At 69.6% G+C, this 14,556-nt stretch carries 16 protein-coding genes and 1 pseudogene; 5 read left to right on the top strand and 12 right to left on the bottom strand.

What is annotated here, in order from left to right; translation table 11 throughout:
• Nucleotides 1-115: 115 nt before the first annotated feature.
• Entirely contained in the window at nt 116-406 is a 291-nt protein-coding gene (locus tag ACFZCD_RS25435; RefSeq protein WP_391834592.1) for a hypothetical protein, read from the top strand.
• A 54-nt stretch (nt 407-460) separates the two neighbouring features.
• On the opposite strand, the gene ACFZCD_RS25430 is transcribed toward ACFZCD_RS25435, so the two are convergent.
• The 5 genes from ACFZCD_RS25430 to ACFZCD_RS25410 form a co-directional block, all read right to left on the bottom strand.
• On the bottom strand, nt 461-664 hold the full coding sequence (locus ACFZCD_RS25430; protein WP_391834590.1) for a bacteriocin immunity protein: 204 nt from the start codon (nt 662-664) through the stop codon (nt 461-463).
• A 36-nt stretch (nt 665-700) separates the two neighbouring features.
• On the bottom strand, nt 701-5,065 hold the full coding sequence (locus ACFZCD_RS25425) for a DUF6531 domain-containing protein (RefSeq protein ID WP_391834861.1): 4,365 nt from the start codon (nt 5,063-5,065) through the stop codon (nt 701-703).
• A gap of 38 nt (nt 5,066-5,103) precedes the next feature.
• Nucleotides 5,104-5,526, bottom strand: a complete 423-nt coding sequence (locus ACFZCD_RS25420) for a hypothetical protein (protein ID WP_391834588.1) — start codon at nt 5,524-5,526, stop codon at nt 5,104-5,106.
• A gap of 99 nt (nt 5,527-5,625) precedes the next feature.
• Entirely contained in the window at nt 5,626-6,036 is a 411-nt protein-coding gene (locus ACFZCD_RS25415) for a hypothetical protein (protein ID WP_391834586.1), read from the bottom strand.
• 385 nt (nt 6,037-6,421) lie between these two features.
• The gene (locus ACFZCD_RS25410) at nt 6,422-6,892 is read right to left on the bottom strand and encodes a transposase (RefSeq protein ID WP_391834584.1); all 471 of its coding nucleotides are present in this window, start codon (nt 6,890-6,892) and stop codon (nt 6,422-6,424) included.
• Nucleotides 6,893-7,331: 439 nt separating this feature from the next.
• On the opposite strand from ACFZCD_RS25410, the gene ACFZCD_RS25405 reads away from it, so the two are divergent.
• Nucleotides 7,332-8,051 (top strand): toxin-antitoxin system YwqK family antitoxin, encoded by a 720-nt coding sequence (locus tag ACFZCD_RS25405; protein WP_391834582.1) that lies wholly within the window; start codon nt 7,332-7,334, stop codon nt 8,049-8,051.
• A gap of 42 nt (nt 8,052-8,093) precedes the next feature.
• Nucleotides 8,094-8,312, top strand: coding sequence for a hypothetical protein (locus ACFZCD_RS25400; protein ID WP_391834580.1), 219 nt, complete (start codon nt 8,094-8,096; stop codon nt 8,310-8,312).
• On the opposite strand, the gene ACFZCD_RS25395 is transcribed toward ACFZCD_RS25400, so the two are convergent.
• From ACFZCD_RS25395 to ACFZCD_RS25380, 4 genes and pseudogenes are all read right to left on the bottom strand, one after another.
• Complete coding sequence (locus tag ACFZCD_RS25395; protein WP_391834859.1) at nt 8,306-8,365, bottom strand: hypothetical protein; 60 nt, start codon at nt 8,363-8,365, stop codon at nt 8,306-8,308. The genes ACFZCD_RS25400 and ACFZCD_RS25395 overlap by 7 nt on opposite strands.
• 53 nt (nt 8,366-8,418) lie before the next feature.
• Nucleotides 8,419-8,808: pseudogene (locus ACFZCD_RS25390) on the bottom strand (DUF6183 family protein); the annotation flags it as partial.
• A 467-nt stretch (nt 8,809-9,275) separates the two neighbouring features.
• Nucleotides 9,276-9,488: a DUF6255 family natural product biosynthesis protein gene (locus ACFZCD_RS25385; RefSeq protein WP_391834578.1), complete on the bottom strand. Its 213-nt coding sequence runs from the start codon at nt 9,486-9,488 to the stop codon at nt 9,276-9,278.
• A complete protein-coding gene (locus ACFZCD_RS25380; RefSeq protein ID WP_391834576.1) occupies nt 9,485-9,928 on the bottom strand; it encodes an ATP-binding protein in 444 nt (147 codons plus the stop codon). The genes ACFZCD_RS25385 and ACFZCD_RS25380 overlap by 4 nt, the downstream gene beginning before the upstream one ends.
• A gap of 159 nt (nt 9,929-10,087) precedes the next feature.
• Between ACFZCD_RS25380 and ACFZCD_RS25375 the strand changes: the two genes are divergently transcribed.
• Nucleotides 10,088-10,942, top strand: a complete 855-nt coding sequence (locus ACFZCD_RS25375) for a helix-turn-helix domain-containing protein (protein WP_391834574.1) — start codon at nt 10,088-10,090, stop codon at nt 10,940-10,942.
• Between the two features lie 12 nt (nt 10,943-10,954).
• On the top strand, nt 10,955-11,149 hold the full coding sequence (locus tag ACFZCD_RS25370) for a DUF397 domain-containing protein (RefSeq protein WP_391834572.1): 195 nt from the start codon (nt 10,955-10,957) through the stop codon (nt 11,147-11,149).
• A gap of 589 nt (nt 11,150-11,738) precedes the next feature.
• Here ACFZCD_RS25370 and ACFZCD_RS25365 read toward each other — a convergent pair.
• The 3 genes from ACFZCD_RS25365 to ACFZCD_RS25355 all read right to left on the bottom strand — a co-directional run bounded on the left by ACFZCD_RS25365 (nt 11,739) and on the right by ACFZCD_RS25355 (nt 14,450).
• The gene (locus ACFZCD_RS25365) at nt 11,739-12,485 is read right to left on the bottom strand and encodes a response regulator transcription factor (RefSeq protein WP_391834570.1); all 747 of its coding nucleotides are present in this window, start codon (nt 12,483-12,485) and stop codon (nt 11,739-11,741) included.
• Nucleotides 12,486-12,594: 109 nt separating this feature from the next.
• On the bottom strand, nt 12,595-13,347 hold the full coding sequence (locus ACFZCD_RS25360; RefSeq protein WP_391834568.1) for a 16S rRNA (uracil(1498)-N(3))-methyltransferase: 753 nt from the start codon (nt 13,345-13,347) through the stop codon (nt 12,595-12,597).
• Nucleotides 13,344-14,450: a nitronate monooxygenase gene (locus tag ACFZCD_RS25355; protein ID WP_391834566.1), complete on the bottom strand. Its 1,107-nt coding sequence runs from the start codon at nt 14,448-14,450 to the stop codon at nt 13,344-13,346. Before ACFZCD_RS25355 ends, ACFZCD_RS25360 begins: the two co-directional genes overlap by 4 nt.
• Between the last annotated feature and the right edge of the window lie 106 nt (nt 14,451-14,556).

The raw sequence follows: 14,556 nt of genomic DNA, 5'->3' as shown, positions 1-14,556 counted from the left end.
AGGCCGACAGACGAAGTAAACGACCAAATTCCGGACGAACTAAGGCCGGAGGCGGGCAGTGGCAGGCGGTGCGGGCGTCATATCCCCACGCGCCACGCCGATACGATGACGCATCATGCACATAGCAATCCCCATCGTGATCGCAATAGGCGGCCTGGCGACGATCGTCTTCGGCGTGCGTCTCGTCTTCAACATCGGCGGCGCCGCCGACTCACAAGCAGCCCTGGCCCGCGCAAGGTCCGAGCGCATCTACCGCCGCCTCACCGGCTCCACCAGCCTGACCATGCCCTCCGTAACCCAGCGGGGCCTCACGACGACCAATTTCCGCTTCAGGGGCGTGGCTCTGACCATTGCGGGCCTCCTAATGTCAGCTGCCGGAACAACTCTCGCGCTGTTGCGTCTCTGAAAGGGTGTCCGAGTTCTCCGAGAGCGGGGAACACACCAAACAGCATCCAATTATTCACATTTCGATCGGCCGGTAGGCAAGCGCCTCATCCACCACTTCCTCAGCGGTCAACGGCGGGTCCGAGTAATAAATCAGATCAAGCACCCGGGGGTGGCGGACACTCCTCTCCAAGAGATCAACGAGCCCGTCATGCTCACGTTCACTCCCCTCGCCCGCCATAATCCTCTCCACAAGCCGAATCAGCTCATCGCGCACCATAAAACCATCCTCACAATCTCGACCACGGTTCCGAAACTAGCCACCCATATGATAGCTAGGGTCCAATACGTCCTTATGGTATCGCGGCGTAACTACGACGATATTGTCAAGATCATAAACACCACCGCCACGCTGGATCGGAGTCGCATGGTGGAGAACATAACGCCTGTTGCCACCCATCGCCTGATCCTTTGACACGAAGGGCGCCTTTCCTTGACTCATCAACGTTTGCCCGGACTTATTGAACTGAGAAGCCAAAGATGGATCCTTCGAAACCTCTGTCCAGAACGCTTCACGAAATTCATCAAAATTTTTAAACTGCCGCCCCTGCAGAGCCTGAGCAACCTGGCCTGGTATTTTACCGGCATTCCCTGAACTGCCCCGCAGCCATCGCCCATCAGGGACCGGAAGGCTCGAACCGCCCGTAACGGATCCCGGACTATTCCTCATCTCCGATGACTTCTTGGGTGATCCCAGTTCCTTGACATCGCACGGCGCCAAACCCAGCGCATCAGCCGCAGCAAAAGGGTTTTGAACGTAGCTAGAAGGATTGGGTGCAGGAGCGAGACCCAGTGGATCCAGTGACACGTACCGTGCCGTCTCCGGGTCGTAGTAGCGGAAGTAGTTGTAGTGCAGGCCCGTTTCGGGGTCGGCGTACTGGCCCGGGAAGCGGAGGGGGCAGTCGATGCCGCTTTCCGCTGCGGGGGCCGGGAGGGGCGTGCCCCAGAGGGTCGTGCGGGGTTGCCACGCCAGTTCACCCGACGGTGTCACCAGTTCCGTGGGCGTGCCGACCGCGTCCGTGATGACGGCGTGGAAGCGCGTGCCGAAGTCCCGTTCCGGGTCGCCGTCCGCGAATTCCGCGATCAGTGATTTGCCTGCCGAGCGGACCAGGCGCGTGGAGTCCGTCTGCGTCAGGGGGCGGTGCGTGCCCGGGGCGTAGTCCCAGGTCGTCGTCCGGCCGTCGGCCGTTGTCTGTTCGGCCAGCCTCGTGCCGTCCCACGAGAAGAACGTTTCCTCAGAGCCCTCGCCATCGCCCGTCGCCCGGCGCTTCGATATGCGGCGGCCCAGCGGGTCGTACGCGTACTGCCAGCGCTCCTCCTCCGGCGTCACCGCCTCGCGCAGGCGGTCCTCCGCGTCCCACGCGTACGTCCACGTCCGCGTCTGGCCGTTGAGGAGCTTGCGGGTCTTGCGGGTGAGCCGGCCTTGGGCGTCGTGTTCGTAGGTCGTGCGGCCCGCGCGGCGGATCAGGGTGCCGTCGAACTCGCGCTGCCCGGGGGCCGTGTGGGCCGGGGCCGCGGCGTTCGTGACGTTGCCCGCGCCGTCGTACGCGTACCGCTCGCTCCACCCGTGGGCGCTGACCGTCGTGACCCGGCCGGTCGCGGTGAGGTCGAAGCGGCGCGTGCCGGAGGTGAGTTCGCGGATCTCGGTGAGGTAGCCGTCCTCGCGGTACGCGTACGAACGGTGCTGCAGGAGGCGGTCGGCACCGCCCCGTACGACCTGGGTCGTCAAGCGGTCCGCCGCGTCCCAGTCCTGGGTCAGCGTCGCGCCCTCGCCCAGCCGGCGTTCCGTCTCCCGCCCCGCCGCGTCGTACGTGAACGTCAGCCCGCCCGCGTCACCGACCAGCGCCGTCGGGCGGCCCGCCGCGTCGTACGTCCACTCCGAGGCGAGCCCGGACGGGGTCACCCGTCGCGTCCGACGGCCTGCCGCGTCGTACGCGTAGCTCGTCGTCCGGCCGTTCACCGACTCCGACAGCACACGCCCGAGCACGTCCCGTTCGTAGACAACCTCCGCGTCGGCGTTCACCGCGCGGGCGAGGTTGCCGGACGCGTCGTACGCGAAGGTCGTCCCCTCCCCCGCGTCCCCGCGCTGCTCCGTCACCCGCCCCAGCGCGTCGCGGGTGAAGTGCAGGGATTCGCCCGCGCCGTTCGTACGGGTGGTCAGCCCGCCCGCCGCATCGTGCGCGTACGTCAGCGTGCGGCCGTTGAAGTCCGTCTCGGACCGCAGCCGGCCCGCCGCGTCGTAGGCGTACGACCACGTCAGGCCCTGCGGGTTCGTCACTCCCGTCAGGCGCAGCTCGGTGTCGTACGTGAACGCGTACGTCGTCCCGTCGGGGTCGGTCCGGGAGGCCGGGAGGTCGAAGTGCCCGGCCTCGTGGCGGGTGGTGTTGCCCGCGGTATCCGTGTGGGTGACGAGGTTGCCCTCGCCGTCCCACGTCCACGTCTCGCTCGTCCCGTCCGGGTACTCGCGCCGGGACGGCCTTCCCTCCGGCGTCCACGTCGTGCGCGTGACGCGGCCCAGCGGATCGACCGCCTCGACGATCCGGCCGAAGAGATCCCGGACGACCGTCGTGCGGTGGCCAAGAGGGTCCGTGATCTCCACCGGGAGCCCGGCCGCGTCGCATGTGACCTGCGAGACGTGGCCGAGCGCATCCGTCACGGCGGTCAGGTGGCCCCGGTCGTCGTGGGCGTAACGGATCTCCGCGCCTGTCGGATCCACTGTCGTGAGGAGGTTGCCGCGGTCGTCGTACGTGTGGAGCCAGCGCGCGCCGCCCGGCTCCGTGACCTCCACCGGCTTGCAGAACCCGTTGTAGAGCGCCGCGCCCTGTGAGCCGTCCGGCAGGGTCACCTGGGCGAGGTTGCCCTGCTCGTCGTACGCGTAGCGGGTCGTACGGCCCAGCGGATCCGTCACCGAGAGGCGGTCCGCGCCCCTCTCGTCCCACTTGGTGACCGTCTTGTGGCCGAGCGGGTCGGTCTCCTCCGTGACCAGGGCGTCCGCGTTGTAGCGGTACGTGCGCTCGTGGCCGAGGGAGTCGGTGACCGTGGTCGTACGGGTCGCGGTGTCGTACGCCAGCGCGCCCGAGAGAAAACCGTCACTCCCCTCCGTACGGACCACGCGGCCGTCCGCGTCGTACGTGTAGCTGTAGGAGGTGTCGTTGCGGTCGGTCCAGGAGGTTATTCGGCCCTCGGCGTCGTACGTGAAGCGCAGGGGCTTGCCGCTGGAGTTGGTGACCTCCGTCAGGTTTCCCGCGTCGTCGTAGCCGTAGCGGACGAGGGTCGTGCCGCGGCCGGGGGCGGTCGGCGGCTCGTACGGGGACGGGGGCTCGTCGAGGAGGCGGAGGGCCGTCACGCGCGGGGCCGTCTCCCCGATGGCGGCCGTCTCCACCGCTACGTAGTAGCCGCCCGAGTGGCGGATCCCGGTCGGCGTGCCCGTCGCCGTGCGCTCGAAGTCGATGCGCGCGCCGTTGCGGTCCTCCACGCTCTCCAGCGGCAGCTGGAGGATGCCGGGCTCCTCGGTCGGGACCACGCCGCCGAAGGTGCGGGTGATGCCCGTCTGCGGGTCGGCGATGGTCATCACGCCGCCGGGCCTGCCGTCCCAGGTCAGAGGCCGGCGCGGGCCCTTCACCGGAAGGACCGGCACACCCGGGGCGGGCACCGGGTAGACCAGGCGCATGCCGTCCGCGGCCGCGTAGACGACGCCGTCGCCATCGATCTGGACGCGCTCGTCGAAGGTGGAGGCCCAGGTCGGACCGAACCAGGCGCCCGCCCGGTACGAGGACACGTGCGTCCGCTCGACGACCAGCGGCAGCGAACCGGGCAGAGTGACGTCGGTCGCCGGAAGGAGCATGGCGCCGGTCGCGACGTCGATGGGGTCCAGGGCGCAGTCGATGTTGACGGGGAGGCGGGCGGCCTGGGCGAGTTCGACGTCCATGGGGCGGACGCCCTTGAAGAGGTTGCGGTAGCCGCCGACGGCTCCGGCGTTCTTCGCGAGGGCGCCCATCCCGCCGAACATGCCGCCGTAGAGCATGCCGTCGTTGGCGGCGTTGCCGGCCTCGGTGAGGTCGATGCCGTGCTGCCGCCCCTGCGCGATGCGGATGGGCTGCGCGACGGCCAGGTTGACCGTGACGGACTCCAGACCACCGAACGCCGCCGAAGCCAGCGTCACACCCGCCACCTCCGCCACGGTGGTGGATACGGCGACGCCTAGGGCCGCGCCGGCCTCCACGATCGCGGTCGCGGCGGCACCGGCAGCGGGGGTGAGGGCACCACCGGTCGCCAAGGCCAGGGTGACGGCGGCTCCGAGGACGATGAGATCCTCAATGATCTTCTCCCAGAGCTCGTCCATCGCCTTGTCGATGGCTTTGGCCAGTTTCTCCAGGCCGTCCGCCATGCTCTTCGACGACTCGGCGAGGTCGTGCAGCCAGCCGTCGTTCGAGCCCTTGGCGTACCGGTGCCAGAAGACCTCGAAGGCCTCGATCGCCTCACCCTTGTTGTTGTGGATGAGGGACGTGGCCTGGTTGTTGACCGGCGTACGGACCTTCTCGACCTCGCCCGCGAACTTGCGCCACGCCTTGGCCGCCTTACGGAGCTTGTCCGCGTTGCCGTCGGGCCAGTACAGACCCATGTAGTCGATGAGGAAGTGCTGGACCTTGTGCTTGACGCTCACTTGCCGCTGCCGCCGCCCTTGGCACCCTTGGCACCGTTCTTCGAGAACATCGCAGCGACCAGCTTGTCGTTCTCGATGTGGCCGTCGGACATGTCGACCATCGCCTCGTGAATGCTCGCGAGGCCGGTGACGAAGATCCTCGCTGCGCGCTCGACCTTGTCGCGCGCGGGCTTGTACGACGCCCCGAACGCCTTCCCCTGCTCATCCGCGCCCCACGGCTCACCGAGACCGTCGAGGGTGTCGGCCAGCTCCGCCAGGGCCTCGCGCAGCTTGCCGCTCTGCTCGCTGAAGGTGGGCGCCGCGGACTTCAGGTCCGCGGTCTTGATGTCCAGGATCTTGCCGTCGCCGCCGCTCGGGCTGCCGCCCATCGCCGCCTCCCCCACCGAACTCTTGGCCTTGCCGATCTCACATAATCGCACGCGGATTCGGTGGACTGTGGTTCCCGGGTGGGGTGGGACGAGTGGGTCTGGGGCGGTGGTGAGGTGGGGTCAGGTGAGCTGAGGTCAGGTGAGCTCAGGTCAGGTCATGCTCGGCATGAACCCGCCGCGGGTGGTGCCCGAGCCGAGCAGGTGGGCCCAATCGAGGACCGCAGGCAGTTCGCCGGATGCGAGGGAGAGGACGACCGCGCCACCGGCGCGCTCGGCGTCCGCACACCAGTCGGCCATGTCGCCGGGGCCGGCGCCCTCAGTGCGGCCGGGGCTCCCGCCGATTACTGGTGCGGCGAGGGCGGGGATGATGCCCCCTGCATCCCCGGGCCCGTCCACGACGCACAGGGTCATCTTGGGGACGATGCTCCACCCCTCGCACAGGGGCACCGCCCCGTCGGACGCGGTCACCACCGGCAGGGCGTGGTGGACGGGAGCGTCGGCGAGCAGGAGCACGGGGGTGGCACCCCGTACGAACAGGGTCTTCTCGGGAGTCAGCAACACAGGGTCACTTTCGCAGACCCGGGGGGCTACGGGACCGGGGGTGCTCTTGTGGCTGTGGTTGTGGTGCGGATCCGTGGGCTGGATGCGGGTCAGAACAGGCTGGCAGCAGGGGGAGGGGCGGGGGGCGAGGGTCCGGTGGCTTTTGCCTGGGGCGCGTAGGTGGTTGGCCACCGTACTCCTGCCGTCACGGATGCGGGCGCGTGAGGAGACCTTGCGCCTGGGATGTGGCTGGCGGGGAGCTGGCAGCTGCCGCGATGTGCTTTCTCCCGTCGTGGGCGCTTCGCTCAGCTCGCCACCGTCGTGGTCGAGCGGGCGACTGTCCCTGAGTAGGGGCTGGTGGGAGGGGGCGGAGCTGGTGGGACAGCGGAGGTACGCGGCGGGCAAACTATTGATCAGAAACTGATGGGGTTCTCGTCCAGGACGTAGCGGACGTGCGGGTCGCCGAAGTAGCCGCGGACGATGTATGGCTGGCGTTGGCGTCTGTGGAAGAAGCGGCGTGTCTCGGCGGCGAGTTCGCGGCCTGGTCACGGGCCCGGTGCTGCTTGGGCAGGCTGTGCTTGAGGTCCACGTTGACCAGCTCGTCGGCGTTCAGCTCGGGTGCGTAGGGCGGCAGGAAGTGCAGCTCGACGTCGTCGGGGTAGGCGGCGAGCCAGTCGCGGACCTTCTTGGACCGGTGGGCGGAGTGCCCGTCGACGACGAGGTGGACCTTGTGGTCGAAGTGGCCGGCGAGCCGGTCCAGGAAACGGCACATCACCTCGGCGGTGAAGCTCTCGGTGAAGACCATGAAGTGCATCCGGCCCTTGGTGCTGATTGCCGACATCGCGCTCACCGAGACCCGGTTCCCGCTCCGCCGCACGACGGGTGTCCTGCCCTTCTCGCCGCACCCCGACCGGCTTGCCCCGCGGCCGCATGGCCAGCGCCTCCCGGCCGCCGGCCTGCCACTTCGCCCACCACGTGTCGACCGCCTTCAGCGACACCCCGAAGACCGCTGCCACGTCCTCACGGTCCCGCCCCGCCACCAACGCAGCCACCGCCCGCAGTCGCAGGGCCTCCTGCGCCGACGGCGACAGATGCCGCGCGTCCCCCACCAGATCACTCACCCCCACCAACGACCCAGAACCCAACCGTTTCAGATCAATATGTGACAACTACCGAGCTTCGGCTCGACGGCATTGTTGTCGCCGGGTGGATCGTTCGGCAGGATGCGAGCGGTGACGGTGGCGGGAACCCGCCCGATCGCGCCGGCCGTCGTACAAGGACGGGACAGTTCGTTCGCTTCGGGGAGGGGTGGGTCCATGCGCGGTGATCGGCTGACCGAGGACCAGTTGACGAGGACTTTCGGCGCCGTGCTGGAAGAGGCGCTCAGTGGCCAGGGTTTGCGGACCTGCACTGGGCTCGACATGGCAACGGATGACGCGCTGTGGGAGATCGCCAAGTACGGTCCGGGGGCCCCTGCCGAACTCGTCGACGCCGCCCGTGCCGCCTTCGCCGGGCAATTGGACGGCAGCAACGCCGCGCGCTGGCGCGCAGAGCTCAGGCGCAAGTTCGCAGCGCGCGGGCAGCGCGCCGCCGAGCACGAGTCAGGGCCCATCACCGAGGCTCGTGGTGGTGCCGAGCCGCCGGCGAAACCGCTCGCGGCGACGCCGACTTCAGTACGGGCGATGCGTATCAAAGGCGATCAGACCTACTTGGACGAGTACGGACGCACCTGTCACGCAGGGGAACTGTTCACCGGGGAGGTCGAGGAAGTCGCGGACAACGGGCACACCGAGCTGCTCGGCACCTACTGCTCGGGCATCGAGCACGGGCGGCAGCAGGAGTGGTGGCCGGACGGGACCAAGCGGGCCGAGGGCGTGACCATCATGGGTGCCGCGGTAGGTGAGTGGCGGTACTGGCACGCCAACGGCCGGCCGTCGGAAGTGGTCGTTTTCGATGAGAACGGTCGGGAGATGTCGAGAAAGCGCTGGAATGCCGTAGGTGAGCTGACCATGGATCACGTGACGCGCCGGGCCTGATCCTTAGGCAGGATCACTGGAGCGCTCGTTCGGCGAGTCGGCGTGAGTGACGCCCGTCGTGGCTCCGTGGCCGTCGGCGTCGACGCCGCCTCGTACTCCTGGCTCGCGGCGGACTGGGTCGCATCGGAGAACGGCGACGACCAGTACGTCAGACAGCCCGCCGGTGGTCCCGTCGAGGCCCGGATCGTCGGGACCGTCGTGGCGGGCGACCAGGTGAGGGTGGAGCTGACCGTCTGCCTCGGATGCGCTGGCGCTCAGTAGGTGTCCGTGGCTGCCAGCACAGCCAGTCGGCGGCCGTTCGGTGAGAGGGCCATGATGGCGAGGTCCCAGCGCTGGCGGAAGAACCACCCCCGCTGTCGGTGCCGAAGCTGTACCACCGGTAGGCCGCCGCCAACGCCTCGACCTCGGCCACCGGGGTGCTCTCTTCCACTCCCGTCAGTCCGGCCAGGGAACGCCAGGCCGCAAGGCGGCCATAGGCGCCGTACTCCGCCGATTCATACGCTCCTCCCTCGGCCGCGGCGTCGAACAGGACCTCCCAGACCTCCACCGGAAAGCAGCGGCTGAGGCTTACCTGGGCCGCCGCGGCCGTGCACTTCAGACCGATCGCCCCAAGGGCGGCAGGCAGGCTGGCCGCCGTCAGCGGCTCGAGGCCGCTAGAAGCAGGCGGGGCCCCGCTATCCACCCGCCTGACCCTCAGGCCGGTGGATTCCCGTGCCGGGAAGGGGAAAAGACCGCCAACAGGCAGTCGAGCCCCCATATCCGCCAGGACCACGTCCCAGCCGGTGGATTTCCGGGCCAAGAACGACCCACCACCCACGAACCCCCTCCCATCCGCACCCGCCCGCCCAGCCACAACGGCGAGAAACTGAGCGAAGCGCCCACGACGGGCCCAGACACATCGCGGCAGCTGCCAGCTCCCCGCCAGCCACATCCCACGCGCAAGGTCTCCTCACGCACCCGCATCCGTGACGGCAGGAGTACGGCGGCCAACCGCCCACCGGCCCCAGGCAATCCCAAACCGGACCCGCGCCCCCCACCCCTCCCCCTGCTGCCAGCCTGTCTTGACGCTCGCCCCCACTCGCCGCCAAGCCGGCAAACCGCCCGCAACCGTAAGCCGCGAAACCCCGTGCCGTGACCGTTCGCCACCGGATACGGGTGAGGAGTTGCACTGCGGCGACCGGGGCCGGTGGGCGGGTCATGCGTCGGGGGGAGCCGTATGGGGTCCTACCGCCAACCGGGGCGTCGACGCCCATCCCGCCGCAGCCCGCGTGAAGCGCGCGCACGCGCGGCCCGTTGCGGCAACTCCGGGAGCAGCAGGGCCGCATACCCCGTGAAGCGCCGCGTTCCGCAGCGGTCGCAGCTCGCCGTGTCCCCCTCCTGCGTCCACCCCTCCCCGTGCGCGCACCTGGCTACCAGGCGGCCCACCACCGTGCTCATCCCGCCGCCCCTTCCGGCAGCCGGTGCGTGGTGCGGAAGTGGCGGCGGAGGGCAATTGCCGCGTCCACCGCCCTCTCCCCGCCGTACCTGACCTCGGCCTCCCGCCGCGCCGCCTCCAGCGCCGCGCACTCCCTGCAACCAGTGAGGGGTACGGCCGCGCGGGCGTGCTCCTCCGGCACCTCGACGATGTGCCCGCCCACGCTCACCTGCAGGCGCCCGCCCTCCACGCCCCGCAGCCGCAGTCGCACCGCCCCACCAACGTGCGCCGGTGCACCCACGATGAGCTCCAGCGCCAACGACTCCGCCTCGTCCACGAGTTCCTCCATCCCGCGCTCCCGAAGCGCGGTCCGCAGCAGGGCCCTGGCCACCACCGGCGCGGACCGATCGCGCGGCAGTTCGAGCGTGTACGTCCAAGGCTGCGATCCCGATACGGTTGCCACGAGGCCTCCCAACAGCGGATGGATTGGGCCACTCAAGTGGCCCACGTCACACCGTAGCGACCTCATGGGATACATCCCATGGAAAGCGTGGGATACGACTCACACATAACCCGTTCGAGCGATGCCGTCATGCACACGTACGAGCAGTGAAGGAACGCGATGCCACCGAGCACTCCCTCACCGACCATCCGGCGGCGTCGCCTCGGCACCGAACTGCGCAGGCTTCGCGAGCGCGCCGACCTGACCGCGACAGAGGCCGGAGCGCGGCTCGGAATCACACAGTCGCGAGTCAGCAGCATCGAAGCCGGGCGCTACGGGGTGAGCGCAGACCGGGTCCGCACGTTCGCCATCAACTACGACTGTGCGGACCAGACGCTGATCGAAGCCCTGGCCGCAATGACGGGTGAGCGAAAGCGAGGCTGGTGGGAGGAGTACCGTGACACGCTGCCCAGCGGCCTGACCGACCTCGCGGAGCTCGAACACCATGCGACCGCACTACGCGTGGCTCAAGTAATCCACATTCCCGGACTTTTGCAGACGACGGATCAGGCTCGCACGATCTTTCGTGAGGCAGTACCGCAGCTCCTGCCTCACGAAATCGAGTACCGCGTTTCCCATCGCATCAAGCGCCAGGCGATCCTCTACCGCGATGTGCCTCCGCCGTACACGGCGATCATCCATGAGGCGGCTCTCCGCATGCAGTTCGGCGGCCGTGCAACCGCCAAGGCTCAGCTCGACCACCTGCTCGCCATGGGCGAGCGGGCGAACATCACCATCCTGGTGATCCCGTTCGGAAGCGTTGCGTTCCCGACTACCGGCCATGGAGCCGACTACTTCCATGGACCGGTACCTCAACTCGACACCTTGGCACTCGACATTGCCCACGGTGGCGCCATGATCGATGCGCCAGCGCAGCTGGAGAAGTACCGCCAGATGCTGGACCGTATGGAGACGATCGCCCTCGATCAGAAGGCGTCACGCGAACTCATCCACCACATCGCGAAGGCCATCTGAAGGGGACGGAAAGTGGCCCACCACCTCAACTGGCAGAAGTCCTCCTACAGTGAAGAGGCCTCCTCGTGCGTGTACCTGGCTTCGACCCTTTCAGGTGAGGTGCTCCTCCGCGAGAGCGACACCCCCGACGTCATACTCGCCACAACCCCCGTGAGACTCCGGCCCTTCCTCGCCCGAATAAAAACCGGAACATTCAGCGCGCGCTGACCCCGCTGACCCCGCTGACCCGGCGGCCGCCGGTACCCCCGTATCCGGCGGCCGGCCTCGGTTCTTCCGAGGTCAAGCGTCGCCCACGGCAGGTGCCCCCACCATAGGAAGATCTTCCTACGCCGAGGGTGCGTGGACGAGGCTCAGGCCGTTGCCGGTCATGGTGCGACCGCTGACGCAAGTGCTAGCTTGGTATGCGTGCGCTGGGCGCCCGGTTGCACGTAGAGACCCCCGTCCCGGAGGGCTAGTCCGCGACGAGGGTCCGCCGAAAGAGATCAGACGGCGTGTGACCGTCAGCCCTCAGGCTCTGTGAGGACTGGCGGTTACCGTCCGGTCAGCCACCTCCCGAACTCGCGGATCACCGCGAAGATCCGTTCGAGAAGCGGCTTCTTCCGGTGGCGTCCCATGGGCGCCCCCTCCCTACAAGCGCACCCTGCCCGGGGGTGCTCCGGAGGACGCCCACGCCGGGCGCCCTGGGCGAGCGTCCGGTGAGATGTAGCCACGTCCTCGTGGGAGGGGGCGCACTAGGTGCGCCGCGAAATGACAATACCGCTTCCAGGCTGTCGAGTTGGGCCCACGCGTCACCCGTTCAGGCGACCAGGCCCTCCTGCCGCGCGACCATCAGCGTCGAGACACGGTTGTTCGTCCCGAGCTTCCGGTAGATGCGCTCCAGGTGGCGGTTCACCGTGTGGGGCGAGATCGCCAGGCGGCGGGCGATGGCGGCCGCGGTCAGGCCCTCCGCCAGGAGGCCCAGCACCGTCGCCTCGCGGGGTGTGAGGTCGGCGCCTGCGGTGGGGGTGCCCACGCTCCGGAGGCGCTTCATTTCGGCCAGGTGGCTGCCCATGGTCTGGATCACCGGCTGGAGGCGTCTCAGGAAGGCGAGGTCGTGGGAGGCGAAGTCACCGCGGCGGCCCAGGAGGGCGACGCACATCTTGCCGTCCTGGTGGAGGAGCGGCACGCCGACCTGCTGGGTGACGCCGAAGTCGCGGCGCGCCTCCCGGTACCAGGACGTGTTGCGCCAGCCGTCGCAGATGTCGGCGACGTTCACCGGTTCCGTCTCGGTCAGCCCGTACTCCAGCAGGGGGTGCCGCTGTTGGATGCGGCGCTGGACCAGGCCGTCCACGATCCGGCTCAGCGGTTCCGGTGCCCACCCGACGACCCTGCCCGTGCCCTCGGTGACCTGTACGTGCGAGAAGGTCGCCGAGTCGCAGCCCAGTGAGTCCAGCAGTTGCCGGGCCATCACGTGCCAGGCCGCGTCGGCGTCCTCGTTCTCCAGAACCGCGACGACGAGATCGAGCATCTGGCCGTAGTCCCGTGTGCGGAGTTGTGCTGCCATGGCAGAGCCGGCTCCCCCCTCGTGACCCCCGTCATTCCGTCCCTCCGAAGTTCCCCCGTCGTTCCCCCGTGAATCCGGGGCCCGAGCCGCTGGGGCGGCTCGGCCCCGCTCAGGACCAGCGGCCCGTGCGTCCCAGCAGGAGGGCCGTCGCCGCCGTGCCCGCCGTGGAGGTCCGCAGGACGCTCGGCCCCAGGCGGTACGGCTGGGCGCCGGCTTCGGCGAAGGCCGCCAGTTCCTCCGGGGAGACGCCTCCCTCAGGGCCGACGACGAGGACGATGTCGCCCGTGGCGGGCAGCGGCGCCGTGGCGAGGGGCGCGCTGTGGCCCTCCTCGTGGAGGACGGCGGCGAAGGCCGCGTCCGCGAGCAGCGCGGCGACCTGCCGGGTCGTCATCGGCTCGGCGACCGTGGGGAAGCGCAGGCGGCGCGACTGCTTGCCGGCCTCGCGGGCCGTGGCGCGCCACTTGCCGAGGGCCTTCAGGCCGCGGTCGCCCTTCCACTGGGTGATGCAGCGCGAGGCGGCCCAGGGGACGACGGCGTCGACGCCGGTCTCGGTCATCGTCTCGACGGCCAGTTCGCCGCGGTCGCCCTTGGGCAGGGCCTGGACGACGGTGATGCGGGGGTCGGGGAGCGGCTCGGAGCGTACGGACGTCACGGCGACGTCCAGGTGGTCCTTGCCCTCGACGGCGGCCACCGTGCCGAACGCGGCATTGCCCTGACCGTCCGTCAGGCCGATCTCCTCGCCGACCCGGAGGCGGCGGACGGAGACGGCGTGGCGCCCTTCCGGTCCGTCGAGCGGGAAGACCGTACCGGGGAAGACCCCCGTCAGGGCGTCCTCCTCGACCAGGAACACCGGCGCTGTCATGACTTGCTCCCTCGCATGTCGCTCAAAGCCCCCCGGGCTTCCCGCAGTTCGGCCATCAGCACCCCGACCAGTTCCGCGGCGGGCAGCGGCCTGGCCAGGCGGTGGCCCTGGCCCGCCCACAGGTTCATGGCCTGCGGGTCGCCCGCCGCCGCGGCGGCCTTGCGCAGCCCCGCCGTCAGATAGTGGACCTGGGGGTACGCGGCGGGGGCGTACGGGCCGTGCTCGCGGATGAAACGGTTCACCAGCCCGCGGGCCGGGCGGCCCGAGAAGGCTCGCGTCAGCTCCGTACCGGGGAACAGCGGGTCGGTCAGGGCCTGTTTGTGCAGCGCGTGGGCGCCGGATTCCGGACAGGCCAGGAAGGCGGTGCCGAGCTGTGCGGCGCAGGCGCCCGCGGTGAGGACGGCGGCTATCTGCTCGCCACGCATCAGCCCGCCGGCGGCGATCACCGGCAGGTCCACGGCGTCGCGCACCTGGGCGATCAGGGAGAGCAGGCCGAGGCCGGCGCCCGTGCCGTCGGCGTGCGGGTCGTCGTGGTGGGTGCCCTGGTGGCCGCCGGCCTCGGTGCCCTGGGCGCACACCGCGTCCGCGCCGGCGTCGCGGGCGGCCAGCGCCTCGGCGGACGAGGTCACGGTCACGACGGTGAGCGTGCCGGCGGCGCGGAGGGCGGTGACGGCCTCCGGCGAGGGGCAGCCGAAGGTGAAGGAGACGACCGGCACGGGGTCGTCGAGGAGGAGCGCGAGCTTCGCCTCGTAGGCGTCGTCGCAGCCCTGGTCCCAGTCGCCCAGGGGCGTCTCGTACCAGGCGGACTCGCCGGCGAGCTGCTCGGCGTAGACCTCGACGGCGGCCGGGTCGGCGGCGGGGGGCTGCGGCATGAAGAGATTCACACCGAAGGGTGCGGCGGTACGGGCGCGGAGCTGCTTGATCTCCTCGTACATCGCCGCGGGCGTCTTGTAACCAGCTGCCAGGAAGCCGAGGCCGCCCGCGTCGGAGACCGCCGCGGCGAGGGCCGGCCCGGAGGCGCCGCCCGCCATGGGTGCCTGCACGAGCGGATGCCGCCGGCACAGGCCGGCGAGCGCGGAGGCCACCCTGGGTTCGAAAGCCATGACCACATCGTGTCACAGACGGTGTCGGGCGATGACAATCGCCGGACGGGCCCGCTCAGGGCCCGTCCGGCGACGGGATGTTTCAGTGGCCACGAAGGCCTCAGCG

The sequence above is a fragment of the Streptomyces sp. NPDC008001 genome, from assembly GCF_042958085.1.
In the GTDB taxonomy this organism is placed as follows: Bacteria; Actinomycetota; Actinomycetes; order Streptomycetales; family Streptomycetaceae; genus Streptomyces.
Note: the sequence above shows the minus strand (reverse complement) of the source record. Positions and strands in the feature narration are given on the sequence as shown.